The sequence below is a fragment of the uncultured Jatrophihabitans sp. genome (assembly GCF_964246335.1).
Taxonomy (GTDB): domain Bacteria; phylum Actinomycetota; class Actinomycetes; order Mycobacteriales; family Jatrophihabitantaceae; genus Jatrophihabitans.
Window position 1 is genome coordinate 27,286 of record NZ_CAXTQF010000005.1, and the last position, 25,388, is coordinate 52,673.

A 25,388-nucleotide genomic window follows, 5' to 3' on the forward strand; every position below is an offset into this window, starting at 1 on the left:
GGCGCCCCTTTTCGAGGAGCACCGGCGGCACGCCGAAACACCACCGGCGGCCGGGGCCTTCGGACCGGGCCGCCGTCATGTCGAGCGGAGTTGCGTCAGGCCAGGTGGTTGGCCTTCAGGAACGCGGTCGCGACCTTCGCCGGGTCCTGCTTGTCGACCTGCACCGCCTTGTTGAGGGCGATGATCGCCTGCGTCGTGAGCAGGTCGTTCACCTGCTTCAGCGTCTGCGAGAACGCCGGGCCCATCTGCTTGAGCTTGCTGGTCTTGATGATGGGCACGACCTGCTGGAAGCCGAAGATGGCTTTCGTGTCGGTCAGGACCGCGTACTTGCCCGAGGCCAACTGGCCGTCGGTGGTGAAGATCGCGATCGAGTTGATCTTCCCCTGGTCGAGGGCGGAGTACTGCGTGCCGATCGTCAACGGCTCGAACTGCAGCTTGTTCAGACCGTAGGCCTTCTTCAGACCGACCACGCCCTGGTAGCGGGTGCGGTTCTCCGGCGGACCGCCGTAGGTGAACGAGCCAGCCTTGGAGAGGTCACCGATGGTCTTGAGCCCGTACTTGGCCGCGTACGACTTCGAGACGGCGACGCCGTCCTTGTCCTGGAACGGTGTCGGCGACAGCACCGTCACACCGCGTCCGGCCTCGTACTTGGTGGCGCCGGCAAGCGTGATCGCCGCCGTCTTCGGCTGGTCACCGAGCTTCGCGAGCTCGGTGTAGATGACGCCCGTGTACTCCGGCAGGCCGTCGATCTTGCCGGACTGCAGGGCAGCGTCGGCGATCTCCGAGCTGCCGAGGTTCGGCTTCAGCTGAACCTTGTAGCCCTTGGCCTCGAGCGCCTGCTGGTAGAGGTCGCCGAGCAGGTACTCCTCGGCGAAGTTCTTGTCGCCCATGATGAACGTGGGCTTGCCCTTACCGGGCATGGAGGTGCTGCCGCCCCCGCTGCTGCCGCTGCTGCTGCTGCTTCCGCCGCTGCTGCCGCTGCTGCCGCCGCTGCCACTGGAACTGCAGGCAGCGAGAGTGGCCGCACTGACGACGGCCATGCCGACGACTGCGGCGCGAGCCACCATTCGACTTCTGATCACCATTTCTCCTTTTCCTTCAACCGCACCCGATACCCACAACGGGCGAGGCTTTACGCGGCGTCGGTCGACTCCGCGGCAACGTTGCCGCCCGCTTCGTTGAGCAGCACCTGGGTCTGCGTGCTCGACCGGAATCCGCGCGCCTGCAGCTTCAGACCGGTCGGTGTGACGGCTCGCTCGAGACCGAGGAAGACGAATTGCGAGATGAACGCGAGCGCGATGAGCACGTACGTGCCGCCGATGACGCCGGACAGGTGGAACGACGCCTCGTTCGAGATGATGTCGCCGAGCCCGCCGCCGCCGAAGAAGCCGGACAGGGTGGCCGTGGCGATGACGAACACCACGGCGGTGCGGACGCCGGCGAAGATCAGCGGCAGCGCGAGCGGCAATTCGACGCGCAGCAGCACCTGCCACGGTCTGAGCCCGATGCCCTTCGCCGCGTCGACCGTCTCCGGATCGACGCCGTCGATGGCGACGTAGGCATTGGTGAGCATCGGTGGGAACGCGAGGATGACCAGCGCGATGATCACATCTGTCTCCCCGACACCGACGATCGGCAGGAAGATCACCAGGATCGCCAGGCTGGGCAACGCCCGGCCGAGGTTGGAGATGTTGATCGCGAGGAACGACAGCCGGTGCAAGTGGCCGAGGACGATGCCGATCGGCAATCCGATAGCGACCGCGATGCCGACGGCGATGCCGGAGATCTCCAGGTGCGACCAGACGCGACCCAGCACGTAGCTGTGGTTGTCGCCGATGAAGGTGAATGCCTGGACGAAGTCGTTGCTCATCGCGTCACCGCCTCCGCCTGGTCCAGGGAGTGAGCAGTCGCTGGCCGCCCGCGAGCAGCGCGTCGGCGATGAGGGCCAACGCGATGCACATGACCGCCGCGGCGATGAACTCGGTGTTGATGTTGCGTTGCGAACCGTCGTAGATCGGCTGCCCCAAGCCCTTCGGGATGAGGCTGAACGCGGCGATGGTCGCAAGCGAGATGACCGTCACGGTCGCGACGCGCAGGCCGGCCACGATCGTCGGCAGCGCGAGCGGCAGTTCCACCCGCATGAGGATCTGCGATCTCGTCAGCCCGCTGCCCCGTGCTGCGTCGAGCACCTCGGGCGAGATGCCGGACAGACCGGCGAGCGTGTTGGTGAACAAGATCAGCAAGGTGTACGCGACCAGCGCGATCTCGACGGTGACGTAGTTGATGCCCGTGATCGGGACCAGCACTTCGAACGCAGCCAGCGACGGAATGGTGTACAGCAGGCTGCCGAAGAAAGTGACCGGCGCGACGAGAAAATTCGCGAAGTGCGCGAGGACCGCCAGCGTGAAGGCGATCACGAACCCGATGACCACGGCCACGACCGTCATCCCGATGTGTTGCAGCAACGCAGGTTTGAACACGCTGTCCCAGTGCGAGCTGAAGTAGTCCCAGCAGAACACCCGGTTGTTCTTGATGCACGACGACTGTTGGAACGTCGGGATGACCGGCCCGCTACCGGCGACGAAGCTCACGTCAGGCCGGCTGATTCGCGACGCTGTCGTGCCGACCTTCGCGCAGCACCGCCTGGATGATGTCCATCGTCACGTAGCCGGCAGGTTGCCCGTCGCCGTCGAACACGACCTCGCGGGAGGACGACTCGGTCATCATCCGCGACAGCCCGTCGCGCAGGCTGGCTTCGGTCCGCAGCGACTCGTCGCTCATCTGCTCGCCGCCGGAGCTTTCCCGGTCGGCCAACTCGACCTCGGAGAGGCGGGTGAGCGCCAGGCGCTTCAGGCCGCGGTCGGCTCCCACGAACTGCGCAACGAAATCGTTGGCCGGGTTGGCGAGGATCGCGTCCGGGCTGTCGTACTGCACGAGCTCGCCGCCCTCACGCAGGATGGCGATCTTGTCACCCATCTTGATGGCCTCGTCGATGTCGTGCGTGACGAAGACGATCGTCTTGCGCAGCTCGCTCTGCAGGCGCAGGAACTGGTTTTGCAGGCGGTCGCGGTTGATCGGGTCGATTGCGCCGAACGGTTCGTCCATGAGCATGAGCGGCGGGTCGGCGGCGAGCGCACGGGCGACGCCCACACGCTGGCGCTGACCACCGGACAGCTGGCTCGGATACCGCCTGCCCATCTCGGCCGGCAGGCCGATGAGCTCGAGCAGTTCGGCCGAGCGCGCCGTGGCGCGCTTCTTGTCCCAGCCGAGCAGCCGGGGCACGACGGCCATGTTGCCGTTGATGGTCAGGTGCGGGAACAGACCGATCTGCTGGATGACGTAGCCGATCTCGCGGCGCAGCTCGGTGGGATTGCGATCCATGACACTGCGGTCGTCGAGCAGGATGTCGCCGTCACTGAGATCGATCATCCGGTTGACCAGCCGCATGGCAGTGGTCTTGCCGCACCCGGACGGTCCGACGAGCACGCACACCTCGCCGGCCGGCACGGTGAACGACAGGTCGTTGATGGCCGGGGTCTCCTGGCCGGGATATCGCTTGGACACACCGCGGAACTCCAGCGGTGCTGCCGCGGCTCCCTTGGGGGCGGCTTGCGCCGCGGTCGAGGAAGCAGGCTCGGTGTTCGTCACGTGGAGTATTTCCGCCCTTCGAGCTACCAGAGTCGGTACATGATAGCCACACGGTTAACCCCACTGGATCACGTTGACGTCACTATTCGTTGCCCTTGTTTTGCGGCTTTTCCGCCGTTGGCGGCCAATTGCCCGCACGCTCCGTCTATGTCTTGTCCGCGGGTGTCACGCACGGTGACAGTTACTCCGCGTTCCTGCAGCCGCCGGACGAACTCGCGTTCGACCCGTTTCGGTGAGGCGTCCCACGCCGATCCGGGAGTCGGATTGAGCGGGATGAGGTTCACGTGCGCCATCCGTGGGCGCAGCAGGTCGCCGAGCAGGTCGGCCCGCCAGGGCTGGTCGTTGACGTCGCGGATCATGGCGTACTCGATCGAGTACCGGCGACCGGTCACCGCGGCGTAGTGGTCCGCCGCGGCGAGCACTTCGGCGACAGGCCATCGCGTGTTGACCGGCACGAGTGTGTCGCGCAGCTCGTCGTCCGGTGCATGCAGCGACACCGCCAGCGTGACGGCGAGTTCCGCAGCTGCCAACCGCTCGATCGCCGGCACCAGACCGACGGTGCTGACGGTGACGGAGCGGCGGGACAGGCCGAGACCGCGCGGCACGGGGTCGATGAGCCGGCGCACCGCGTCGCGCACCCGCGCGAAGTTCGCCAGCGGTTCCCCCATCCCCATGAACACGACGTTGGACAGCCGGCCCGGTACGCCGAGCACGCCGTCCGCGGTGGCCCGGGCCGCGGCGCGGACCTGGTCGACGATCTCGGCCGTCGACAGGTTGCGGGTCAGGCCGCCCTGCCCGGTCGCGCAGAAGGGGCAGGCCATGCCGCAGCCGGCCTGGCTGGAGATGCACACGGTGACGCGCTCGCGTGACGCGGTGCGTGCCGGATACCGCATCAGCACGCTCTCGACCTGGGCGCCGTCGTGCAGGCGCCACAGCGTCTTGCGCGTCATGGCGTCGTCGGTGGTGACGGTGCGCACATCGGTGAGCAGTCGCGGCAGCAGCGCCGCGCCGAGCTTGTCCGCCGCAGCCGCAGGCAGGTCGCTCATCGCGGCGACATCGGCGACGTGCCGGCCGTAGTACTGGCGCGCCAACTGGTCGGCGCGGAAGGCGGGCACGTCGCACTCGGTCACGGCCGTGCGCAGTGCGTCGGGCGCGAGGTCGGCAAGGTGGCGCGGCGGCGGGGTGCGCCGGGGCGCCGCAAAGACCAGCGGCAACGAGGAAGTCATGACACGTCCATTCTCGCAAACGGCTACGTCACGGGTCTGCTGCATCGACGCCGGTGACCAGCAGATCCGCCCGCTCGTCGGGGTGGTCGCGAGCGACATACGCCTCCTCGGACGGCATCCAGTCCTCGAGCCAGCGCGTCGTCATCGCTACGCCGTCGCGGGCGAGAGCACGGTGCAACCGCACGTCGCGCGGCGCGTCGACCCATACCCGCACGTCCCAGGGCACGTCCACCTCGGCGCGGGTGGCCGATACGCCTTCGACGACGACGACGCGCCCCGGTGCGATGTCGTGCCACTCGGCGGCGCGGTCGGCGTCCCAGCTCCAGCGTTGGTAGCGGGCAGCGTGGTCTGCCCGCAGCGGCGCGGCGACCTGCTGCTCGAACCGCTGCCAATCCCATTCGGCGACGTGCGGACCCGACAGGTCGTCGACGTGTACGACGCTCACCCGCGACGACGCGCCGCCGAGCCGCGCGGCGAAGGTCGTCTTACCGGCCGCGCCGCGCCCGTCGACACCGATCCACACCGTCTGCGCAGGCCGACGGTGCGCGACGTCGAGGATGTAGCGGATCGCCTCGGCCGCGGACACCGATCGCGGCGCCACAGCTGTCAGACCGGCGCGAACGCGGACAGCAGCAGGTACGCGACGGCAGCGCACGGCAGCAACGAGTCGAGCCGGTCCATCAGACCGCCGTGCCCGGGCAGCAGCGCGCCCATGTCCTTGATCTGCAGGTCGCGCTTGATCATCGACTCGCCGAGATCACCCAACGTGGCGGTGACGACGATCGCGAGACCGAACAGCAGGCCCTTCCACCACGCCTCGTGGAAGGTCAGCGTGCAGAACAGCACGCCGGCCGCGGCGCAGGCCACGACCGATCCGGCGAATCCCTCCCACGTCTTGCCCTTCGACACGATCGGCGCGAGTGGGTGTTTGCCGAACAGCACACCGGTCGCATATCCCCCGGTGTCGCTGCACACGACGGTGGCGACGAACGCGAGCACCCGCGCCGCGCCATCGTGCGGGTGCGCGAGCAGCACGGCGAAGCCGGCAAGCATCGGCAGGTACGCGATCGTGAACGCCGACGCGGCGACGTCGCGCGCGTAGTGCTCGGCGCCGTCGCCGATCCGCCAGGCCAGGACCGCGACGAACGTCAGCAGCACGGCGAGCACGAGGCCGCTGGGCCCGCGCTCCCACGCCGCGACGAGGGTTGCCGCCGCGCCCACCACCACGGGCAGCAGCGACACGTGCACCTGCGCGGAGCGCAACGCCCGCGTCATCTCCCAACAGCCGTAGAGGACAGCGAGCCCGACGATCACCGCGAAGCTCGGCCGGTAGGCGAACAGGCTGACCAGGATGACCGCGCCGAGGCCGACGCCCACGCCGATCGCCGCGGGCAGGTTACGTCCCGCCCGGGACCCGGGTGCGCCGGGCGCGGTCACGTCGTCCGGTGCAGCGGCCTCGGGTGCAGCGGCCGGGGGGGCAGTCCCGGGTGCCACAGCGTCGGGCGCCGCTGCCCGCAGCGGGCCGGATCGACGTGGCACCGGCGCGGCAGTGCGTTGCTGAACCGCGGGACCGCCGAGGCGCCGTGCCCGGCCGAGCGGCGACCGAGCGGCGTCCTGCGGCTGGGCGTCTTCGATCGGTTCGCGCTCGTCCGGCACGCGGTCAGACCTCGAGCAGTTCGGTTTCCTTGGACTTCACCGCATCGTCGACGCGGGCGGCGTAGCCGGAGGTCAGTTTGTCGAGCTCGCTCTCCGCGCGGTGCACCTCGTCCTCGCCCGACTCGCCGTCCTTGACCATCTTGTCCAACGCGTCCTTGGCGTGCCGGCGCACCGACCGGATGGACACCTTGGCGTCCTCGCCCTTGCCCTTGGCCACCTTGACGAGGTCGCGGCGGCGCTCCTCGGTCAGCTGCGGGAACACGACCCGGATGAGCTGGCCGTCGTTCGTCGGGTTGACACCGAGATCGCTGTCGCGGATGGCCTTCTCGATGGCCCCCAGCGTGCTGGCGTCGTAGGGCTTGATGACCGCCATACGCGCCTCGGGGACGTTGACCGTTGCCATCTGCGGGATCGGCGTCGGCGCGCCGTAGTAGTCGACGACGAGGCGGGCGAACGCGCTGGCATTCGCGCGTCCGGTGCGCAGGCCCGCGAGGTCGTCGCGCGCCACATGCACCGCCTTCTCCATCTTCTCCTCGGCCTCGAAGAGAATCTCGTCGATCACCGGTGCGTCCCTCCACTGGGTGCGCTGGCATGGACCAGCGTGCCGATCTTGTCACCGCGCACGACGCGAGCGATGTTGCCCGGTGCGAGCTCGAACACCACGATCGGCATCGCGTTGTCGCGGCACAGGCTGAATGCGGTGGCGTCGGCGACCGTCAGGCCGCGGCGCAGGACGTCGTCGTAGCCGATCTCGTCGAACTTGGTGGCGTCGGGGACCTTCTTCGGATCGGCGTCGTACACGCCGTCGACCCCGCTCTTGCCCATCAGCAGCGCGTCGCAGCCGATCTCCAGCGCCCGCTGCGCACCCGCGGTGTCGGTGGAGAAGTACGGCATGCCGACGCCTGCTCCGAAGATCACGACCCGGCCCTTCTCGAGGTGCCGCTCAGCGCGCCGCGGGATATAGGGCTCGGCGACCTGGCCCATGGCGATCGCCGTCTGCACGCGGGTCGGGACGCCTTCCTTCTCGAGGAAGTCCTGCAGCGCCAGGCAGTTCATGACCGTGCCCAGCATCGCCATGTAGTCGGCGCGGTCGCGGTCCATGCCGCCGTGCGACAGCTCCGCACCGCGGAAGTAGTTGCCGCCGCCGATGACGACGGCGATCTGCGTGCCGTCCGAGACGACCTCGGCGATCTGGCGCGCGATCGAGCGCACCACGCCGGGGTCGACACCCATCGCCCCGCCGCCGAGCACCTCGCCGGAGAGCTTCAGCAGCACGCGGTGGTAGCCGCGCCCCGCGACATCGGATGACGAAGGGGCCGCCTCGGTGCGTGTCATGGCGACCCCTTCTCCTCGTGCCACGAGTACTGCGTGAACGTCCGCGCCGACCCTAGCGGCGCGCGCCGGTCAGGCGGCGCCGACCTCGAAGTGCGCGAACTTGTCGATCGTCACGCCCGCGGTGTCGAGCACCTGCTTGACGGTCTGCTTCTCCTCGCGCACCGACGCTTGCTCGAGCAACACGTTGTCGGCGAAGAAGGCGTTGAGGCGGCCGTCGACGATCTTGCTGATCGCCTGCTCCGGCTTGCCCTCCTCGCGGGTCTTCTCCTCGAGCACGCGCCGCTGGTCGGCTACGACATCGGCGGGGACGTCGTCGCGGCTCAGGTACTTGGCGCGCAGGGCCGCGATCTGCATCGCCGCACCGCGTGCCGCCTCGGGGTCGGAGCCTGCGAACTGCACGAGCACGCCCACCTGCGGCGGCAGGTCGGACGCCTTGCGGTGCAGGTACGTCGCGACCTGGCCGTCGAGCTTGACGGCCCGGCGCAGTTCCAGCTTCTCGCCGATGACCGCCGCGAGCTCACGCACGCTCTCCTCGACGGTCTTGCCGTCCTTGAGCGTCTCGGCCTTCAGGGAGTCGGCGTCGGTGGCCGACGACGCCGCGAAGTGCGTGACGATGTCGCCGGCGAGCGTCTGGAACTGCTCGTTCTTCGCGACGAAGTCGGTCTCGGACGCCAGCTCGATCATCGCGCCCTCTGCGGCGGCGACAAGGCCGTTGGCGGCCTCGCGCTCCTGGCGCTTCTCGTTCTTCGCGTTGCCCTTGATCACGAGAATCTCGCGGGCGCGGTCGACGTCACCGTCGGCCTCCTCGAGCGCCCTCTTGCACTCCATCATGCCGGCGCCGGTGAGGTCGCGCAGCTTCTTCACGTCTGCGGCCGAAAAGTTCGCCATGGTGTTCTGTCTGTCCGTTCTCTTCGTGATGACGTGTGTCGTGGCGGGTGCCCGCCCCGGCGCGTCAGGCCGAGGGGGCCGAGTCCGCGGAGGCGTCCGCGGTGGCAGCCGAGCCGGCGGCCGCGGCCGACTGCGCGGGAGCAGCTGCGTCGCCGCCGGTCGGGGCGAGCAGATCGCGCTCCCACTCGGCGAGCGGTTCGTCGGCGGCAAGCTGACCGTCGGCGCCCTCGGACTTGTCGCTGCGGCCCGCGTTGGCCGCTTGGGCGGCGCGATCGCGCAGGCCCTCGGCGACGGCGTCGGCGATGACGCGGGTCAGCAGCGCGGCGCTGCGGATGGCGTCGTCGTTGCCCGGGATCTTGTAGTCGACCTCGTCGGGGTCGCAGTTGGTGTCCAGAATCGCGACGACCGGGATGTTGAGCTTGCGGGCCTCGCCGACGGCGATGTGTTCCTTCTTCGTGTCGACGACCCACACGGCGCTCGGCACCTTGGTCATTTCACGGATGCCGCCGAGGGAACGGTTCAGCTTCACCATCTCGCGGGTGAGCATGAGCTGCTCCTTCTTGGTGGCCACGCCCTCCCAGCCGGCCTGCTCGCGCGCCTCGAGCTCCTTGAGCCGCTGCAGCCGCTTGTAGACGGTCTGGAAGTTGGTGAGCATGCCGCCCAGCCAGCGCTGATTGACGTACGGCATGCCGACGCGGGTGGCCTGCTCGGCGATCGACTCCTGCGCCTGTTTCTTGGTGCCGACGAACAGCACCGTTCCGCCGTGCGCGACGGTCTCCTTGATGAACTCGTACGCGCGGTCGACGTAGTTCAGCGTCTGATGCAGATCGATGATGTAGAGCCCGTTGCGCTCGGTCAGGATGAAGCGCTTCATCTTCGGGTTCCAGCGCCGGGTCTGGTGGCCGAAGTGGACACCCGACTCCAGCATTTCCTTCATGGTGACGACGGCCATGCCTGTCGTTCTCCTCGTCCTTCGTGCGCGCAGCGTCGGCGAACTGTTCCGCCACACTGCGCGCGGCCTCGGTTGTTGCGACCGGCTCGGTGAGCCGACCGCCCTGGTGCCCGGTGTCGCGAACCAGGGGGCCGTGTGGACTGACGTCGTTACGGACCGAGGCTGGCCGCCAACCTCCCTCTTGCGATCAGGAGGCGGACACGCGAAGTCAGCCCGGTTGCCCAGGCTGCGTCGCCCATAGTAGCCGGTCCAGTGGCGTTCTTCGACCGGCGCTACCCGTCCGCAGGCCCGGGCACAAGGGCCACGACGATGTTGTGGACGGTCGGCACCGTCGTCCACAGCTGCGCGGGAACGTCGCCGCCGGGTCACCGCCCGCGGCGATGCTGCACACATGCATCGTTCGGGCGCCGGAACACTCGCAATTTCGGTGCTGGTCGCCGTGCTGATCTCGGGCGCGCCGGCCGCCGGCTCGGCTGCTGCCGGCGGACCGGGTGTTGCGGCAAGCGATGCCACCGGCCGATTCGCGTTCGCAGACCCGTCGCCGGCGCCGGTCGTTGCCGCGGCTGTCAGCTACTCCGCACCGTTGGCCAGCGGGTTGCAGGTCGTGCGCGGCTTCGACCCACCCGCGACCCGGTACGGGCCCGGACATCTCGGCGTCGACCTACGCACGACGCCGGGCGCGCCGGTGCTTGCGGCGGGCGCCGGTGTGGTGAGTTTCGCGGGCTCGGTGGCGGGGCGGGGCGTCGTCGTGGTCGGGCACGCCGACGGCGTCAGCACCGAGTACGAGCCGGTCCGGCCGCTGGTCCACGCGGGCGCCCGCGTTGCCCGCGGCCAAGTGCTCGGTGCACTCGACGGCGCGCATCGAGGATGTGCCGGCAGCTGCCTGCACTGGGGCGCACGCCGGGCCGGCGCCTACTTCGACCCGCTGACCCTCCTGCAGCGGCTGGGGGTGGTGCGTCTGCTGCCCTGGCACGGACCGGCTCCATAGCCGGCGCCTCTGCGACGCCGGCCAGGCACGAGTGCGCTAGGCCCTCGGGTGCGCGCGTGCGTAGGTGCGCCGGAGTCGTTCTACGGAGACGTGCGTGTAGATCTGCGTGGTGGACAGGTTGGCGTGGCCGAGCAGCTCCTGCACGGTGCGCAGGTCTGCGCCGCCTTCGAGCAGGTGCGTCGCAGCGGTGTGCCGGAGTCCGTGCGGTCCGATGTCCGGTGCGCCGGGCACTTGCGCGACCCGGCGGTGCACGATCGTGCGCACCGCGCGGGCGTCGAGTCGCCCGCCGCGCGCGCCGAGCAGTAGCGCGGCCCCGGAGTGTGCCGCCCGGAGCTCGGGGCGCCCGTGCGCGAGCCAGGCATCGAGCGCGTCGTCGGCTGCAGCGCCGAATGGAACGGTGCGCTCCTTCGCGCCCTTGCCGAGAACTCGCAGGACGTGGCGGCGCCGGTCGACGTCGTCGAGGTCCAGCCCGACCAGCTCGGACACCCGGATACCCGTGGCGTAGAGCAATTCGACGACCAGCTGGTCCCGTAGCCCGATCGCTGCTGCGCCGCGGTCGGCCTGCACCGATTGCGCGCCGGCGGGGTCGGGCTCCGGCCGCGCCGGCCGGCCGACAGCTGGGAATGTCACCGGGTCCCTGCCGGCGTCCGGCCCCTCGGGCGCGCCGGCGTCCGGAGCCTCGCGCGCGCCGGCGTCCGGCCCCTCGGACGCACCGGCAGGGTCGACGTCCAGCATCCGGTTGGCCTCGTCGACACGCAGGACATCGGGCAGCGTGCGAAGCGCTTTCGGGCTGGCGAGCAGCTGGCCGGGGTCGGCGTCGAGCAGGCCGGTGCGTTGGCCCCACGAGCAGAAGGTCCGCAGGCTGGCGGCGTGCCGGGCCAGGCTCGCACGCGACATCCCGCGAGTACGCAGGATCGCCAACCAGCTGCGCAGCATGTGCAGGTCGATGTCGCCGACCTCGGTGCCGCCGAGTCTTGCCAGGTGGTCGAGAAAGCCGACCAGGTCGGTGACGTAGGCGCGGACGGTGTGCGCGGAACGAGCGCGCTCGAGCAGCAGGTGCCGCTCGAAGTCGGCCGCTGCGCGCTGCAGTGCCGCCGGCAGGTCCGCGCGCAGCTGCTGTCGGTCCGGGCGCGCCGGCGAGTTTGCGGTGACCACGCTCTGACGGTGCGCGAGACCGGCGCGCCGGGTCAAGGCGCCACGCTGGAGTGCGGGAGACAGGCAGCTGCGCGCTGGTAGCCCAACCGCAGTGTCGGGGCGGGCGGTAGCGAGGCGTCACGCACCGCTGGGCCCGCGACCGGAACCGAACGGGGTGGGGGTTCGATCGGCCCCGGCCGCGGGGGCTTGTGGCGGTGTCGATGGAGCAAAAGTAGGCCCGCAGCCGGGCCCGGTCGGGGTGGGGTTCGACCGGGCCCGGCCACGGGGGTCTAGGTGGTGAGGCGCCCGGCTTCTGTGCGTCGTCGCACGCGGTTCCGCATACCGGATGAGGGCGGCATCCAGCGCCAAGAGTCGTCCAGGCGAGCGCCTGCCCGGCTTCGTCGCGCTGCATCGTGCACGGTCGCACCCCCCGAATGCGATCTGACGCAAAGGCACACATTGCCAGCGTCAGCGGCGCATCATGCCGCTCATCTGTTCGGCCGTACCGAAGTCAGCATCCACCAATCGAACAACAATTGCACGCGGTGGTTGCGCTGCTCAACTTCTCTGGCGACATAGACGGTAACTAGACGAGTTCGGCACTCTTTGGGGCCTCCCGTGACTACCGAACCGCACCCGGTGGGCACTGTCAGTGCTCGGCGGCGTTGCGGTCGCTGGGCGCGAGGCGGTGCCCGGCGCCGTCAGCAACGACGAGGCCGCGCGTCTCGAGATCGGGCAATGCACCCAGCACGGTCGGCAGCGGCAGGCCGGTGACGCGGACGAGTTCGTCGGGCCGCACGGCGCGCCGGGCCGGCATCGCGTCGAACACCAACCGGGTGGCCGGATCGAGCTCGTCGAGCGCCTGCTGCAGGGTCGTGCCGCGTTTCGGTACGCGGCTCTCGTCCGCCGCCTCGTCGCCGATCCGGCCGATGACCTGCACGACGTCGCGTACCGAGGTCACCAATGTGGCCGGCGCGTCCGAGTTCGCCAGCAACACATGACACCCCGCCGACATCGTCGAGGTCACCGGTCCGGGCACCGCCATGACCGGCCGGCCGAGTCGTTGCGCGTGCCCGGCAGTGTTCATGGCACCCGACCGGGCCGCGGCCTCGACCACCACGGTGCCGGTCGAGAATGCCGCGATCAGTCTGTTGCGGGTGAGGAAGCGGTGCCGGCGGGGCGCGCAGCCCGGCGGGCTCTCCGACACGAGCAGTCCCTGTGCGGCGGCGCGGTCGAACAGGGCTGCGTTGGACACCGGGTAGGGACGGTCCAGGCCGCCGGCGGACACCACGACCGTCGGCGCGCCGACGGCCAGCGCCCCGCGATGCGCCGCGGCGTCGATGCCGTGCGCGCCGCCGGACACCACGGTGAACTCGCGTCGAGCCAGGCCGGCCGCGAGGTCACCGGCGACATGGCTGCCGTACGGCGTGCTCGCTCGCGAACCGACGATGCCGACCGACTGCGTGCCGAGCGTGGCGAGGTCGCCGCCGCCGCGCACCCACAGCGACAGTGGCGGGATCGGCTCGCCGTATTCGGCGATGTCGCGCTTTCCGGCGTTCCACGTCCGCAGCCGGCGCACGCCTGCCGCCTCGAGCGCGGACAGCGTGAAGTGCGGCCACTCCGCACTCTCCGGCACCACCAGATGAACGCCGTGCCGGGCAGCGATCTCGAGGTCGGCACCGGGATCCGCGCCGTCTACGCGGGCCGCGGTGGCCTTCGCGAGTTCCTGCTGCTCCGGCGTGAACGACTCGGTGTCGTCGAGGCGGGTCGCCTCCGCGAGGCGGCACACTTCGGCGGCCACCCGCACCGCGCCACGCTTGCGTACCGCGTCCCACACGGGGATCGAGGCCGGCTCGGCTACTCGACTGAGCAGGGCCCGGGCGAGCAGCACCTGCTCGGTCACGCCGCCCACTGCTGCGACCTCCCGGTGCGGTAGTACAGCGCCTCGCGCACATGTTCCACACTGGGTTGCGGCGTGCCGGCGAGGTCGGCGATCGTCCACGCGATGCGCAACACGCGGTCGAAGCCGCGGGCAGTCAGCGTGCCCTTCGCCAGGGCGTCGTAGGCGCCGCCCAGCACCGGCGCGCCGAGCAACCACCGCGCCGAACGCAATTCCGCGCCCGGGACATCGCCGTTGCACCGCCACGGCGTACCGGTCCAGCGCCGTGTGGCGCGCGCCCGGGCCTCGAGCACGCGCTGCGCAACCGTCGCGCTGGAGTCACGTTTGGCCAGCGGATCGAGGAAGTCGCTCTGGCTGACCGGGTCGACCTCGACGCGCAGGTCGATGCGATCCATGAGCGGGCCGGACAGGCGTTGCTCGTGCCGGCGGCGCACGAGCGACGGACAGATGCACTGCACGCCCGGCCGGGCGCAGGGGCACGGGTTGGCAGCCAGCACGAGTTGGAACCGCGCCGGATAGCGCACCGCTCCCCCGCCGCGGTGGATCACCACGTGTCCGGTCTCGAGCGGTTGCCGCAGCGCATCGAGCGTGCTCGGCGCGAACTCCGATGCCTCGTCGAGGAACAGCACGCCGTGATGGGCGAGGCTGATCGCGCCCGGCCGGGCAAGGTGTGGGCCGCCGCCGACCAGCGCCACCGCCGATGCGGTGTGATGCGGCGCCTGCAGCGGCGGGCGCCGCACGAGCCGTGCTTGCGCGTCGAGCAGACCGGCCACCGAGTGCACCGCGGTGACCTCGAGGGCCGCGGCGTCCTCCAACGAGGGCAGCAGGCCCGGCAGTCGCTCGGCCAGCATCGTCTTGCCCGCGCCCGGGCTGCCCACGAGCATCAGGTTGTGCCCGCCCGCGGCGGCGATCTCCAGTGCGCGTTTGGCGGTCTGCTGACCTGCCACATCGAGCAGATCCGGCCCGTACTCGCCGGCGGCGGAACCGCCGTGCTGGTCGGCCACCGGCTCGAGCGCGGGACCTTCGCCGGTCAGCCACTGGACGATGTCGCGCAACGAGTCGGCCGCGCGGATGTCGACACCGTCGACCAGACACGCCTCGGCGGCGTTCTCCCGCGCGACCACGATGCGCCGCGCGCCGTGCTCGCGAGCGGCGAGCGCGGCCGGCAGGACGCCGCGCACCGGACGCAACCGTCCCTCGAGACTGAGCTCGGCGATCCACACGACGCCGTCGACCGCGTCGGCACGGACCTGCTCGGCTGCGGCGAGCACGGCGATCGCGATGGCGAGATCGAACCGGGAGCCGATCTTGCGCACGTCCGCCGGCAGCAGGGCGACCGTGACCTTGCGGTTCGGCCACGCGGCACCGGAATTGACGATCGCGGCCCGCATGCGGTCGCGCGACTCGACTACCGAGGTGTCCGCCCGGCCGGTGAACGACAGCCCGGGCAGGCCGGCGGAGATGTCGCACTCGACCTCGACCAGCTGCCCCGTCACGCCGGTCAGCGCGACGGCACGGGTGCGGGCGAGGGCCATCAGAACGCCCCGACGAGGTGGTCGACGTCGAGCGCGGAGCCGGCGCGATCACGGATGACCGAGACGACGTCGAAGCGCACGGTCTGCCAGAACGGCACACCGCCGCCATCGCGGTGTGCGGTCATCCACTGCCCGGCAAGGCGCCGGATCCGCGCCGCCTTGCGGGCGTCCACGGCTTCGGCCGGCAGCCCGTACGCGCGCGAGGACCGGGTCTTGACCTCGACGAACACCAGTGTCGCGCCGTCCCGGGCGACGATGTCGAGTTCCCCACCCGGCCCGCGCCAGTTGCGGTCCAGGATCTGCATGCCGCGCTCGCACACGAGGTCGGCAGCAACCTGCTCGCCGAATCGGCCTACGGCGTCCTTGACTCGCATGTGCCGAGGATGGCCGGTGTGCCGGACGGTGGGCGACGACCGCGGCGTGGCTGTGGACGGAGTTTGAGGGTTGGTTTGACAAACCCAGCAGCGGTCAGGCGTCGCCGTAGTCGGCGACCGGGCCCCGCTGGCGCAGCGGCCGGGCGCGGCGCACCGCGGCGTGCCGCAGCCGCGCCGCGCGGCCGCCCTCGATCGACAACAGCGCGGCGAGCAGCAGCTCGCCGCGATCCTGCGCGCGACCGCCGACGCCACCGCTGCGCAGCAGATCTGCCGACGCGGCCCCGAGCAGGCGCCGGACGTGGCGCGCCGCTTCGGCGGAAAGGCCCCAGCCGCGCTGCAGTTGACCGGGCGGGGGCAGCTCGCCGTGGTTCGCGGTGTGCCGGACGAGCGCGATCCAGGTGGGCACGTGGATGCGGGTGCCGTGCCAGATCGTCGCGGTCAGCGCGGAATACTGCCGGCGGCACCCGGCGCACTTCCACACCCGCCGAGCGGTCGCTGTGCCGGTTCGGGTGCGGCGCGCGCCCGACTCAGCGCCCGGTCGCAGGAAGTAGGCGCGGGCGTTGCCGCAGTGCGGGCACCGCGGGCCGTCCGGCCAGCGCAATGCCTCTACGTAGGCGTAGGCCTCGGCGACCGCTGCGAGGCGGCCGTGCGAATCGTGCGCCGCGTCAGCGACCGAAGCCGCCCTTGTCCGGCAGCGCGAGATCCGGCTTGTCCAGCTCCTCGACGTTGACGTCCTTGAACGTCACGACGCGGACCGACTTCACGAAGCGCGCCGGGCGATACATGTCCCACACCCATGCGTCGCGCATCGTGAGCTCGAAGTACACCTCGCCGTCGGCGTTGACCGGCTTGAGGTCGACCTCGTTGGTCAGGTAGAAGCGGCGCTCCGTCTCGACCACGTAGCTGAACTGAGCGGCGATGTCGCGGTACTCGCGGTAGAGCTGCAGCTCCATCTCGGTCTCGTAGTTCTCGAGATCCTCGGCGCTCATGTCGATCTCCTTGCGCGTGCGGCGATCATGCGGTCTCACCGAGGGGCTCGGCGGGGGCGTCCAGCAGGCCCACCACCTCATTGTCGCTCGCGGCCACCACCTGGCCCATCGCCCGGCGGACGTTGACGTAGCGGCGGCGGTGCTCCGGACACGGCCCGCGGGCGGTCAGCGCAGCCTCATGCGCAGGCGTGATGTAGCCCTTGTGCGCGAAGAACTCGTAGTCCGGCCACCGGTCGTGCAGGCCGGTCATGATCGCGTCGCGGGTGACCTTGGCGAGGATCGAGGCCGCGGCGATGCACGCGACCGTCGCGTCGCCCTTCCACACGGCGATGGACGGCACCGCGAGGCCGGGCACCGCGAAACCGTCGGTCAACGCGTAGTCCGCGCGGGGTGCCAGCGTGCCGACGGCGCGGCGCATGCCCGCCAGGTTGGCGACGTGCAGGCCGTACGCGTCGATCTCGGCCGCCGGGATGACGACGACGGTGTAGGCCAGGGCGCGCCGCACGATGCGGGCGTACAGGCGCTCGCGCACCGCCGGTGTCAGCACCTTCGAGTCGTCCAGCCCGTCGATCTGCCCGGCCCGACCCGGCGGCAGGATGCAAGCGGCGACCACGAGCGGCCCGGCGCAGGCGCCCCGACCGGCCTCGTCGGCCCCCGCGACGTACCGGAAACCGGCCCGGCCGAGCGCGGATTCGTACCCGCCCAGTGGGCCGTCACGTCGCACGACGACGCGCGCGGGCCGGAACCGCAACCCGGATGTCGCCGCCGTCGCCATGACGACCGAGGCTACCCAACCGCCAACGCCAACGACCGGGGCGGCCGGTCAGCGGTGGACGGAGCGCCGACGCCGTCTGCGGCGCACGGCCAGCGCCGGCAGCACGGTGGCCACGGACGCCACGCCCGGCAGCGCCGGGCCGGCCGCCGATGCGGTGCTCTCGAACGTCGACGGGGTGCCCAGGGTGCGCCATCGCGACGGCGGCCACGCGATCACGAACGCCTTGCCGATGACGTCGCCGTCCGGCACGGTGCTCGACTCCGGGTCGCAGTCGCTGTCGTTCGAGGTGCTCTCCCCGCCACCTGGCGTGCAGTGGTAGCGCGAGTCGGCGGAGTTGCTGCGATGGTCGCCCATCACCCACAGCCGACCCTTCGGCACGGTGACCGGACCGAAGGCGGGCATCTGGCCGTCGTCGGGATCGATGTACTTATAGGGCTCGTGCAGCGTGCGCCACGGGCCGTTCGCGCCGCTGTTGCTGATCATGACCTCGCCGGAGGCCGTGCCCTTGACCGTCTGGCCGCCGTCGGCGATGACCCGCTTGACGAGCACCTGCCCGTCGGGCGGTACGAAGCCGATCAGCTGACCGAAGCCGCGTACGAGGCGCAGTACGGGGTTGCCGGGTGGCTTGCTCGTGCCCGGCTCGGACCATCCGCGCGGCGCGTGGAACACCACGATGTCGCCCGGGTGCGGGTCGCGGAAGTCGTAGATCGGCTTGTTGACCAGGATGCGGTCCCCGTGGCAGCTGGGGCAGCCGTGCAACGTCTTCTCCATCGACTGCGACGGGATGTAGAACGGCTGCACCACGAACGACTTGACCAGGATCGCGATCACGATCGCGAGCAGCACCAGACCGGGCAGTTCCCACCACGGCGCCTTGCGCTTGGGCTTGCGATTGCGGCGCTTGGCCGCCCGCAGCCGGCGCCGGCGCGCGAGGAGGGAGTTGGAATCACCCAGCCGGCGTGCGGTGCGACCGCCGTCGGTGGGCTCGGTCGTGGTCGACGAGCCCGCGCCGTCATCACCGGGATTGCTGTCGGCCGAGGAATCCGCAACTGCTGAGGTCGTCTCGGACGAGGCGTCGTCCGGGGCGTCCTCGGCTGCCTCGGAGCGCTCGTCCGCCCGGCTGTCCTCGCTCATGCGGGGGTGGTCGCGGCGTAGGTCAGCGCGCGACGGTCTCGCGCTTCTCCTTGATCTTCGCCTTCTTGCCGCGCAGATCACGCAGGTAGTACAGCTTCGCCCGGCGCACGTCGCCGCGGGTGACGACCTCGATCTTGTCGATGACCGGCGTGTGCACCGGGAAGGTGCGCTCGACACCCACGCCGAAGCTCACCTTGCGCACGGTGAAGGTCTCCCGGACGCCGCCGCCCTGACGCCGGATGACCGCGCCCTGGAAGATCTGGATTCGCGAGCGAGTGCCCTCGATGACCCGGACGTGCACCTTGAGCGTGTCGCCGGGGCGGAAATCGGGGATGTCGGCGCGCAGCGAATCTGCATCGAGCGTGTCGAGGGTGTTCATGTCGCGGTATCGCTCTCGTCGTCGTGTCGTGCAGGTCGTGGCTGCGGTGCGCTCGGCAGGGCCGCGCACGCCCCGGGGCTCCGGCCGGGCTCGGTCCCCGCGCGCAGCTGCGCAGCAGGCAACCCCACGATGATGCCACATCGACCCGCGCCGCTCCGAATCCGTGCGGCGGTCAGGTCAGTGCGCGGATGCGCCGGGCTCGCGCAGTAGGTCCGGCCGCACCGCTGCGGTGCGCTGGTGCGCCCGCTCCTGGCGCCAGCGTTCGATCGCGGCGTGGTTGCCGGACAGCAGGATGTCCGGCACCGCGCGCCCGCGCCACGACGCGGGACGGGTGTACAGGGGCGGTTCGAGCAGGCCACCGGACTCGGGGGCGAAGGTGTCCTCGACGGCCGAGCGTTCGTTGCCCAGCACGCCGGGCAGCAACCGGCAGGTCGCCTCGACGATGACCAGCACCGCCGCCTCCCCGCCGGAGAGCACGTAGTCGCCCAGCGAGACCTGCTCGACGGGCATCCGCTCCGCGGCGTACTCGACAACTCGCGAATCGATGCCCTCGTAGCGGCCGCAGGCGAACAGCAGCCACGGTTCGGCGGCGAGCCGGTGCGCATCGTCCTGGGTGAACGCCCGACCGGACGGGGTGGGGACCACCAGGCGCGGTTGCGCCGGCGCGTCGGCGGGCGCGATGTCGTCCAGCGCGCGGCCCCATGGTTCGGCGCGCATCACCATCCCCGGCCCACCGCCGTAGGGGGTGTCGTCGACGGTGTGGTGGACGTCGTCTGTCCAGTGCCGCAGGTCGTGGACGCCGAGCGAGACCTGACCACGGTCGATCGCCTTGCCGAGCAGCGACTGACGAAGCGGCGCGAGGTAGTCCGGGAAGATCGTGACGGCGTCGATGCGCAGGGTGCTCACAGCTCGAACAATCCTTCTGGCGCGTCGACCACGACCGTCGCGCCCGCGATGTCGACCGCCGGCACGATCGCGCTGACGAACGGGACGAGCCGCTGCGCGCCCGCGACCTCCACCGCGAGGTACGACGCGCCGCCCGCGTGCTGGACATCGCGGATGGTGCCGATCTCCCGACCGTCGGGGGTGCGGGCGACGAGCCCGATCAGGTCGGTGTCGTAGAACTCGTCCGGGTCGTCGAGCGCGGGACGCTCCGCGGCCGGGACGAACAGCTGCACGCCGCGGATCGCCTGCGCGGCCGCGCGGTCGTCGCAGCCGTCGAAGTGGACGACGAGCTTGCCGCTCGACGTCGTCGCGGTGGCTACCCGTAGTGGCCCGGCCGACTCGGGCTCGGTCCGCAGCCATGCCCCCGCGACGAATCGTTCGCCAGGGGCGTCGGTCCACGGCTCGACGAACACGTCGCCGCGCACGCCGCGCGGTGGGCCGACCTTGCCGACGGCGACGAGATCGGGCGCTGCGTCGCGGGCAGCGTCCACGCCGACCGGGTCAGTGCCGGTCGACGTCGACGACGTCGACCCGGATGCCCCGCGCGCCGACCGAATCGCCGACACCACTCATGACCTGGCGCAGCGCTTTCGCGGTGCGGCCGTTGCGGCCGATGACCCGACCGAGGTCGTCCGGGTGCACCCGGATCTCGAGCCGCTGCCCGCGCCGGTTGTCGATCATGTCGACGCGGACGTCGTCGGGGTGGTCGACGATGCCCTTGACCAGGTGCTCGAGCGCTTCCTCGAGCACGTCAGCTCTCCGAGGCCGCGTTCTCGCCCGCGGCCGGCGCGGTGCTGTCGGCCTCCGCTGCGGGCTCTGCGGCCTTCTTGGCGGCACGCTTGCGCGGCGTCGTGGCCGGCGCCTCGGGCTCGCCGGACACCTCGCTCAACGCGGCGTTGAACCGCTCCTGCTTGTTCGGCTTCTCCGGCGCGAGCTTCATCGGCGGCGGGGCGGCCTCACCCTTGAACTTCTGCCAGTCGCCGGTGACCTTGAAGATCGCGGTGACGGCCTCGGTGGGCTGTGCGCCGACGCCCAACCAGTAGGCGGCGCGGTCGCCGTCGACCTTGATGACCGACGGGTCGTTCTTCGGGTGGTACTCCCCGATCGTCTCGATCGACCGGCCGTCGCGACGGGTACGAGAATCGGCGACGACGATGCGGTAGTGCGGCTCGCGCATCTTGCCGAGGCGCATGAGCTTGATCTTTGTTGCCACGGGTTCTGCTGCTCCAGACGTTCTGCGGTTGGACGCGCCCTGCCGGCGGGGAACACACCAGCGACGGACGGGCATCCGGGTGGACTGGCCGCCGCACGGTGAGAGGGTCCGCGCCCGGCCGGTACTCAGCACATCATTCTGCCAGACGGATCGGAGCGCGCCGAATCCTCAGCCGACGACGGCGCCACGCAGCAGCGTGCGGCGCGGCAGCATGACCGCCGTCAGGTCGGCGCGGGGATCGGTGTCGTAGACGATCAGGTCCGCCGACGCGCCCTCGACGAGGCCGGGCAGGCCGAGCCATTCCCGCCCGCGCCACGACGCCTGGGCGATCACCTCGGCTTGCGGGATGCCCGCGCCGACCAGCGCGCGGATCTCGTCGCGGACCAGGCCGTGCGGCAGCGAACCGCCGGCGTCGGTGCCGGTGAAGACCGGGACGCCGGCCTCGAACGCCGAGCGGATGCGTTCGCGCGACGTCGCGAACAGCGCGCGCATGTGAGCGGCGTAGGTGGGGAACTTGGCCACTGCGCTGTGTGCGATCTGCGGGAAGTTGTCGATGTTGATCAGGGTCGGCACCACCGCAGCGCCGGATTCGGCCGCCGCGGCGATCAGGTCGTCGGTCAGGCCGGTGCCGTGCTCGATCGAGTCGACGCCGGCCGCGATCAGACCTGGCAGGGCGTCCTCGCCGAACACGTGCGCCGCCACCCGGACGCCGAGTTCGTGTGCCCGCCCGATCGCTGCGACGAGCGCGTCGTCGGGCCAGGTCGGCGTCAGGTCGCCCGCCCCGCGATCGATCCAGTCGGCGGCAAGCTTGACCCACCCGTCGCCTGCGGCGGCCTGCCGCTCGACCTCTGCCACCAGCTGGTCCGGTTCGATCTCGACGCCGAGGTCGCGGATGTAGCGCTTGGTCCGCGCGACGTGCCGGCCGGCGCGGATCAGCCGGGGCAGGTCGTCGCGCTGTTGCACGCTGCGGTTGTCGACCGGCGAGCCGGCGTCGCGCAGCAGCAGGGCGCCGGCGTCGCGGTCGAGCCGCGCCTGCTCGGCCTGCGCGTCCGGGTCGGCGACGTGACCGCTCGGCGCGAGCCCGACGTGACAGTGCGCGTCGCCGAAGCCGGGCGTGATCCCGCCACTGGTGGCGATCGTGTCGGCGTCCCCGGTCGGCCGGGTGAACGTCAGCCGGCCGTCGACGACCCACGCGTCACGTTCGGTCTCGTCGGGCAGGAAGACGCCACGCAGGTGCAGGGTCACCGGCGCGACGTTACCGATCGGCCGCCGGTCTACGGACGGAAGTAACCGAACACGTCGAGGGCGGCTTGCGTGTTCCCGCCGTAGTTGTAGACGCCGAACTGATGACCGCCGGACAGCCCGACGACCGCCGAGTTGGACACCACACGTCCGGGTCCGAAGTTGAGGTTCGACGTCTTGGCCGACGGCAGGGTCGAGCCGGCGAACAGGTAGAGGTAGCTCGAGGCTGTCGTACTCGCCTCCACGGCGCCGGTGAACAACGCTGTCGCCCCAGCGGGGACGTCACCCACGTTTGCACCGTAGAAGATCGCCGAACGATTCGCCGGGATGGGCGCCGGCGGGTGCCCGGAGGCATTGCCGCCGTTGCCGGTACGCGTGTCGACGATGCGGTACGCGGACGGCAGCGGCACGTACTGCGCACCGGTGCCGGGAGCCAGGTAACCGATCACGTCGACGATGACGTCCGCGCTGCTGCCCCTGTCCGTGATGCAGAAGGTTCCGTCACCGGACAGGCCGACGACCGCGAGATTGGCCCGGACGTATCTGCCGAAGTTCAGGGTCGAGGTCGTCGACGAACAAGTCGGCGCCGCGCTGAGGTAACCGGAGGCAGTGGTGTCCGCGCTCGTCACGTTGACGACAGCGGCGGTGGCCCCTGCGGGAACTGCGGGGTCGACCGTCACCGTCTTGTTCGGTGCGACGACCCCCTTGTGGCCGCCGGTCGTGTCGCGGGTGTTGAGCACGCGGTTCGCGGGAGACACCGCGGTGTACAGCGACCGCCCGGCGTCGGTGCCGAAGTACCCGACCTCGTCGGCGACGACGTCGACGGTGCCGTACCCGTTGCGGATCACGAATTTGCCGTCGCGCACGGGGACGATCGCGAGCTGCGCAGCCGTCGGCACGGCGGTATTGAGGTTCAGGTTGTCCGTGCCGGGATAGGCGCTGCCGTAGGGATAGACGGTCAGGTAGGTCCCGGCCGTCGCTCCGGTGCCGGTCAGATTGACGGCCACCGCGGTCGCGTCGGTCGGCAGGCCCTGCACTGTCACTGTCGCTGTGCCTGCCGCGCCGAGTTTGGCGTGATGTCCGCCAGTGGACGTGCGCGTGTCGAGAAGTCGCTTCGGCGCAACGGCCTGGTAGCCGGACCCCTGCGCCGGCGCCACGGGACTGGCGGCCGGCGTCGGCCCCAGCGTCAGCAACCCGTGACCCATCTGGTTGCTGGGCGGGTCGAGAGGAGTGGCTGTGCTCGTCGAACGGCTCGCGCGCTGCTCGAGGAAGTTCTGGATCTGCGCGGCGTCGAACGACGAGTCGGCCGCCTTGACGAGAGCTGCGGCACCGGCGACGTGCGGCGACGATGCCGACGTGCCGTAGAAGCCCATGCCGTTGCTGTCGCCGGCGTCCGGTGTGCCGTACTCCGGGGAACTGACGCCGTCCCAGCCGGTGATGTCCGGCTTGACCCGCGAGTCCACTGTCGGCCCCTGGGCACTGAAGTCCTCGAGCACCCCCTGGGGGGTGTGATCGGCACCCACGTCCGCGGCGCCGACGGAGAACACGAACGGTGAGTCCGCCGGCTGTTCGATGCTGCCGGCCGCGGCGCGTGCCGGGAAGTTCTGGGCCTGCTCGGACTGGCCGACGTCGCCTTCGTAGTTCAGGTCGTAGTGAACCTTCGGGAAGCCGCTGCCGAGCTCGACCTCCAGATACCAGATCTGCGGAGTCGCGTTCGTATCGGTGATCGGGATGTCGAGGACCGGTGCCGTGCCTGGCGACTGCTGCACCGCTGTCGGGTTGCCGCTGTTGATCGGCGTCGTCGTGTCGCAGTCGTCGTCGTCGCACTGTTCGCCGAACGCCTCGAACGTGACGTCCGCCGATGACGTCGGCCACTGGTCCCAGCGCAGCACGAAGTCGGCCGAGCCGCCGCCGGACACGTCGTCGGCACCCGGCACGAAGACGCCGTCGTTCTCCTCGTCGTCATCGATATCGGTGCCGGTGATGTCGAGCAGTGAGTCCCTGTTGACGTCGGCGAACGTTCCGGACCAGTGATCCTGGGCGTCGTTGCCTGCCGATTCGACCCACAGGATTCCGGCCTTCCGTGCGCGCGCGACCGCTGCCGACGCGGAGTCGCTCGGGCCGGTGCCGTCGCCGCGCGCATCGCCGTCGAAGCCCAGTGAACAGTTGACGATCGACACGCCGTCGCTGATCGCCTGGGTCGTGGCGTCGTTGAACGTGACGTTGTCGGTGACGCAGTAGAGGTTCAACGTCGCGCCGGGCGCCATCTGGTGGACGATCTCGGCGACCGCGGTCCCGTGGTCGGTGTCGTCGACATCGGTGCCGCAGTAGTTGTCGACGGTCGTCCCGGCGGGCAGGTCGCCACTGCCGATGGCGCCGGACAGGTTGCCGAAGCCGGCGTCGACGATGCCGATCGTCACGCCCGAACCCGTGTCGCCCGGCGTCGCGCTCTGCCAGGTGTCCGCTTCGCTTTGCGTAACGCCCTCGGACGTCGGCCCGGCGTGGGTCCACGCCTTTTCCGGCGCGTGCATACCGGTCACCGCCGGCGATTTCCGCAACGCCGACACCTTGGTCTTCGATACGGCAGCGGTGATCTCCCCCGGCACGCTGCCGAGCACCTGACCGCCCGTGCTGCGAACGGCGTCGGCAAGGGCCGTCGCCGACGTGCCTGTCAGAGTTACCTCGGTCGACGATCCACGAGCAGCGTTGAGCGACCGGGTCAATTGCTGCGCGGCCGTCAACGGCTTCGGCGTTGCGCTGTGCCTCGGCACCGACGCTTGCCGGTGGTGCCGCCAGAAGCCCGAGGCGAGGTGTTGGGCGACCGCGTGCCCGTGCGTCGCCGGACTCGGCACGGCACGGGCCCCGGCGGGTGTGGACACGACTGCGGCGGACAGCGCCGCCGCGGTGACGGCGACGGCGAGGACAGGAACGACACGGCGCATGCGACGGCTCCGGGTGACGAGCGGATACCGTCTGGGCGCAACGGCGAGCGGACCCTAACACCCGTCGTCGACAAGATCGACCACGAGATGATGAAGAAGCGATCGCCCGACGCGCAGAGAGCCGCCGACCTCG

27 protein-coding genes are annotated in these 25,388 nt (G+C 70.6%); 1 reads left to right on the forward strand and 26 read right to left on the reverse strand.

Annotated features, from left to right (window positions below; all coding sequences use genetic code 11):
• Positions 1 to 95: 95 nt before the first annotated feature.
• From ACFFCN_RS02740 to rpsB, 11 genes are all read right to left on the reverse strand, one after another.
• Positions 96 to 1,082 carry a glycine betaine ABC transporter substrate-binding protein gene (locus ACFFCN_RS02740; RefSeq protein ID WP_375489488.1) on the reverse strand — a complete coding sequence of 329 codons (987 nt, stop codon included), beginning with the start codon at positions 1,080 to 1,082 and terminating at the stop codon, positions 96 to 98.
• Positions 1,083 to 1,132: 50 nt separating this feature from the next.
• Positions 1,133 to 1,870 carry an ABC transporter permease gene (locus tag ACFFCN_RS02745; RefSeq protein ID WP_375489490.1) on the reverse strand — a complete coding sequence of 246 codons (738 nt, stop codon included), beginning with the start codon at positions 1,868 to 1,870 and terminating at the stop codon, positions 1,133 to 1,135.
• Positions 1,871 to 1,874: 4 nt separating this feature from the next.
• Positions 1,875 to 2,591 (reverse strand): ABC transporter permease, encoded by a 717-nt coding sequence (locus ACFFCN_RS02750; protein ID WP_375489492.1) that lies wholly within the window; start codon positions 2,589 to 2,591, stop codon positions 1,875 to 1,877.
• Between the two features lies 1 nt (position 2,592).
• Entirely contained in the window at positions 2,593 to 3,648 is a 1,056-nt protein-coding gene (locus ACFFCN_RS02755; RefSeq protein ID WP_375489494.1) for an ABC transporter ATP-binding protein, read from the reverse strand.
• A gap of 68 nt (positions 3,649 to 3,716) precedes the next feature.
• A complete protein-coding gene (rlmN, locus tag ACFFCN_RS02760) occupies positions 3,717 to 4,874 on the reverse strand; it encodes a 23S rRNA (adenine(2503)-C(2))-methyltransferase RlmN (RefSeq protein ID WP_375489496.1) in 1,158 nt (385 codons plus the stop codon).
• A 28-nt stretch (positions 4,875 to 4,902) separates the two neighbouring features.
• Positions 4,903 to 5,475, reverse strand: coding sequence for a uridine kinase (locus ACFFCN_RS02765; protein ID WP_375489498.1), 573 nt, complete (start codon positions 5,473 to 5,475; stop codon positions 4,903 to 4,905).
• 5 nt (positions 5,476 to 5,480) lie between these two features.
• Positions 5,481 to 6,530, reverse strand: a complete 1,050-nt coding sequence (locus tag ACFFCN_RS02770; RefSeq protein WP_375489500.1) for a phosphatidate cytidylyltransferase — start codon at positions 6,528 to 6,530, stop codon at positions 5,481 to 5,483.
• Positions 6,531 to 6,534: 4 nt separating this feature from the next.
• Positions 6,535 to 7,092 (reverse strand): ribosome recycling factor, encoded by a 558-nt coding sequence (frr, locus tag ACFFCN_RS02775; RefSeq protein ID WP_375489502.1) that lies wholly within the window; start codon positions 7,090 to 7,092, stop codon positions 6,535 to 6,537.
• Positions 7,089 to 7,865 carry a UMP kinase gene (pyrH, locus tag ACFFCN_RS02780; protein WP_375489504.1) on the reverse strand — a complete coding sequence of 259 codons (777 nt, stop codon included), beginning with the start codon at positions 7,863 to 7,865 and terminating at the stop codon, positions 7,089 to 7,091. Before pyrH ends, frr begins: the two co-directional genes overlap by 4 nt.
• Positions 7,866 to 7,934: 69 nt before the next feature.
• Positions 7,935 to 8,753: a translation elongation factor Ts gene (tsf, locus tag ACFFCN_RS02785; RefSeq protein ID WP_375489506.1), complete on the reverse strand. Its 819-nt coding sequence runs from the start codon at positions 8,751 to 8,753 to the stop codon at positions 7,935 to 7,937.
• A 64-nt stretch (positions 8,754 to 8,817) separates the two neighbouring features.
• Complete coding sequence (gene rpsB, locus ACFFCN_RS02790; RefSeq protein ID WP_375489508.1) at positions 8,818 to 9,705, reverse strand: 30S ribosomal protein S2; 888 nt, start codon at positions 9,703 to 9,705, stop codon at positions 8,818 to 8,820.
• Positions 9,706 to 10,096: 391 nt separating this feature from the next.
• On the opposite strand from rpsB, the gene ACFFCN_RS02795 reads away from it, so the two are divergent.
• On the forward strand, positions 10,097 to 10,693 hold the full coding sequence (locus ACFFCN_RS02795) for a M23 family metallopeptidase (RefSeq protein WP_375489510.1): 597 nt from the start codon (positions 10,097 to 10,099) through the stop codon (positions 10,691 to 10,693).
• 36 nt (positions 10,694 to 10,729) lie between these two features.
• Here the strand turns inward: ACFFCN_RS02795 and ACFFCN_RS02800 are convergent, their stop codons facing one another.
• The 15 genes from ACFFCN_RS02800 to ACFFCN_RS02870 form a co-directional block, all read right to left on the reverse strand.
• Entirely contained in the window at positions 10,730 to 11,848 is a 1,119-nt protein-coding gene (locus ACFFCN_RS02800; RefSeq protein WP_375489512.1) for a tyrosine recombinase XerC, read from the reverse strand.
• 628 nt (positions 11,849 to 12,476) lie between these two features.
• Positions 12,477 to 13,739 (reverse strand): DNA-processing protein DprA, encoded by a 1,263-nt coding sequence (gene dprA, locus ACFFCN_RS02805; RefSeq protein WP_375489514.1) that lies wholly within the window; start codon positions 13,737 to 13,739, stop codon positions 12,477 to 12,479.
• On the reverse strand, positions 13,727 to 15,262 hold the full coding sequence (locus tag ACFFCN_RS02810) for a YifB family Mg chelatase-like AAA ATPase (RefSeq protein ID WP_375489516.1): 1,536 nt from the start codon (positions 15,260 to 15,262) through the stop codon (positions 13,727 to 13,729). Before ACFFCN_RS02810 ends, dprA begins: the two co-directional genes overlap by 13 nt.
• Positions 15,262 to 15,636, reverse strand: a complete 375-nt coding sequence (locus tag ACFFCN_RS02815) for a YraN family protein (RefSeq protein WP_375489517.1) — start codon at positions 15,634 to 15,636, stop codon at positions 15,262 to 15,264. The genes ACFFCN_RS02810 and ACFFCN_RS02815 overlap by 1 nt, the downstream gene beginning before the upstream one ends.
• A 94-nt stretch (positions 15,637 to 15,730) precedes the next feature.
• A complete protein-coding gene (locus tag ACFFCN_RS02820) occupies positions 15,731 to 16,339 on the reverse strand; it encodes a transposase (RefSeq protein ID WP_375489605.1) in 609 nt (202 codons plus the stop codon).
• Complete coding sequence (locus ACFFCN_RS02825; RefSeq protein ID WP_375489519.1) at positions 16,302 to 16,625, reverse strand: DUF2469 domain-containing protein; 324 nt, start codon at positions 16,623 to 16,625, stop codon at positions 16,302 to 16,304. The genes ACFFCN_RS02820 and ACFFCN_RS02825 overlap by 38 nt, the downstream gene beginning before the upstream one ends.
• 25 nt (positions 16,626 to 16,650) lie before the next feature.
• Positions 16,651 to 17,400 (reverse strand): ribonuclease HII, encoded by a 750-nt coding sequence (locus tag ACFFCN_RS02830; RefSeq protein WP_375489521.1) that lies wholly within the window; start codon positions 17,398 to 17,400, stop codon positions 16,651 to 16,653.
• Positions 17,401 to 17,448: 48 nt separating this feature from the next.
• Positions 17,449 to 18,534, reverse strand: coding sequence for a signal peptidase I (gene lepB / locus ACFFCN_RS02835; RefSeq protein WP_375489523.1), 1,086 nt, complete (start codon positions 18,532 to 18,534; stop codon positions 17,449 to 17,451).
• Between the two features lie 22 nt (positions 18,535 to 18,556).
• Entirely contained in the window at positions 18,557 to 18,913 is a 357-nt protein-coding gene (gene rplS / locus ACFFCN_RS02840; protein ID WP_375489525.1) for a 50S ribosomal protein L19, read from the reverse strand.
• Positions 18,914 to 19,090: 177 nt separating this feature from the next.
• Positions 19,091 to 19,810, reverse strand: a complete 720-nt coding sequence (gene trmD, locus ACFFCN_RS02845) for a tRNA (guanosine(37)-N1)-methyltransferase TrmD (RefSeq protein WP_375489607.1) — start codon at positions 19,808 to 19,810, stop codon at positions 19,091 to 19,093.
• Between the two features lie 5 nt (positions 19,811 to 19,815).
• On the reverse strand, positions 19,816 to 20,349 hold the full coding sequence (rimM, locus tag ACFFCN_RS02850; RefSeq protein ID WP_375489527.1) for a ribosome maturation factor RimM: 534 nt from the start codon (positions 20,347 to 20,349) through the stop codon (positions 19,816 to 19,818).
• A gap of 10 nt (positions 20,350 to 20,359) precedes the next feature.
• Positions 20,360 to 20,608: an RNA-binding protein gene (locus ACFFCN_RS02855; protein ID WP_375489529.1), complete on the reverse strand. Its 249-nt coding sequence runs from the start codon at positions 20,606 to 20,608 to the stop codon at positions 20,360 to 20,362.
• A gap of 1 nt (position 20,609) precedes the next feature.
• Positions 20,610 to 21,071 (reverse strand): 30S ribosomal protein S16, encoded by a 462-nt coding sequence (gene rpsP / locus ACFFCN_RS02860; protein ID WP_375489531.1) that lies wholly within the window; start codon positions 21,069 to 21,071, stop codon positions 20,610 to 20,612.
• A gap of 168 nt (positions 21,072 to 21,239) precedes the next feature.
• On the reverse strand, positions 21,240 to 22,316 hold the full coding sequence (locus tag ACFFCN_RS02865; protein ID WP_375489533.1) for an amidohydrolase family protein: 1,077 nt from the start codon (positions 22,314 to 22,316) through the stop codon (positions 21,240 to 21,242).
• Positions 22,317 to 22,345: 29 nt separating this feature from the next.
• Positions 22,346 to 25,255, reverse strand: a complete 2,910-nt coding sequence (locus ACFFCN_RS02870; RefSeq protein WP_375489535.1) for a S8 family serine peptidase — start codon at positions 25,253 to 25,255, stop codon at positions 22,346 to 22,348.
• Positions 25,256 to 25,388: the final 133 nt, after the last annotated feature.

Excerpts from the sequence above, each read along its gene's own strand:
- rpsB (WP_375489508.1), bottom strand. The coding sequence starts at position 9,705 with ATGGCCGTCGTCACCATGAAGGAAATGCTGGAGTCGGGTGTCCACTTC.
- ACFFCN_RS02825 (WP_375489519.1), bottom strand. The coding sequence starts at position 16,625 with ATGAGCGCCGAGGATCTCGAGAACTACGAGACCGAGATGGAGCTGCAG.
- ACFFCN_RS02795 (WP_375489510.1), top strand. The coding sequence starts at position 10,097 with ATGCATCGTTCGGGCGCCGGAACACTCGCAATTTCGGTGCTGGTCGCC.
- rlmN (WP_375489496.1), bottom strand. The coding sequence starts at position 4,874 with ATGACTTCCTCGTTGCCGCTGGTCTTTGCGGCGCCCCGGCGCACCCCG.
- rplS (WP_375489525.1), bottom strand. The coding sequence starts at position 18,913 with ATGAACACCCTCGACACGCTCGATGCAGATTCGCTGCGCGCCGACATC.
- pyrH (WP_375489504.1), bottom strand. The coding sequence starts at position 7,865 with ATGACACGCACCGAGGCGGCCCCTTCGTCATCCGATGTCGCGGGGCGC.
- ACFFCN_RS02870 (WP_375489535.1), bottom strand. The coding sequence starts at position 25,255 with ATGCGCCGTGTCGTTCCTGTCCTCGCCGTCGCCGTCACCGCGGCGGCG.
- ACFFCN_RS02830 (WP_375489521.1), bottom strand. The coding sequence starts at position 17,400 with ATGGCGACGGCGGCGACATCCGGGTTGCGGTTCCGGCCCGCGCGCGTC.
- ACFFCN_RS02745 (WP_375489490.1), bottom strand. The coding sequence starts at position 1,870 with ATGAGCAACGACTTCGTCCAGGCATTCACCTTCATCGGCGACAACCAC.
- lepB (WP_375489523.1), bottom strand. The coding sequence starts at position 18,534 with ATGAGCGAGGACAGCCGGGCGGACGAGCGCTCCGAGGCAGCCGAGGAC.
- ACFFCN_RS02815 (WP_375489517.1), bottom strand. The coding sequence starts at position 15,636 with ATGCGAGTCAAGGACGCCGTAGGCCGATTCGGCGAGCAGGTTGCTGCC.
- ACFFCN_RS02810 (WP_375489516.1), bottom strand. The coding sequence starts at position 15,262 with ATGGCCCTCGCCCGCACCCGTGCCGTCGCGCTGACCGGCGTGACGGGG.
- tsf (WP_375489506.1), bottom strand. The coding sequence starts at position 8,753 with ATGGCGAACTTTTCGGCCGCAGACGTGAAGAAGCTGCGCGACCTCACC.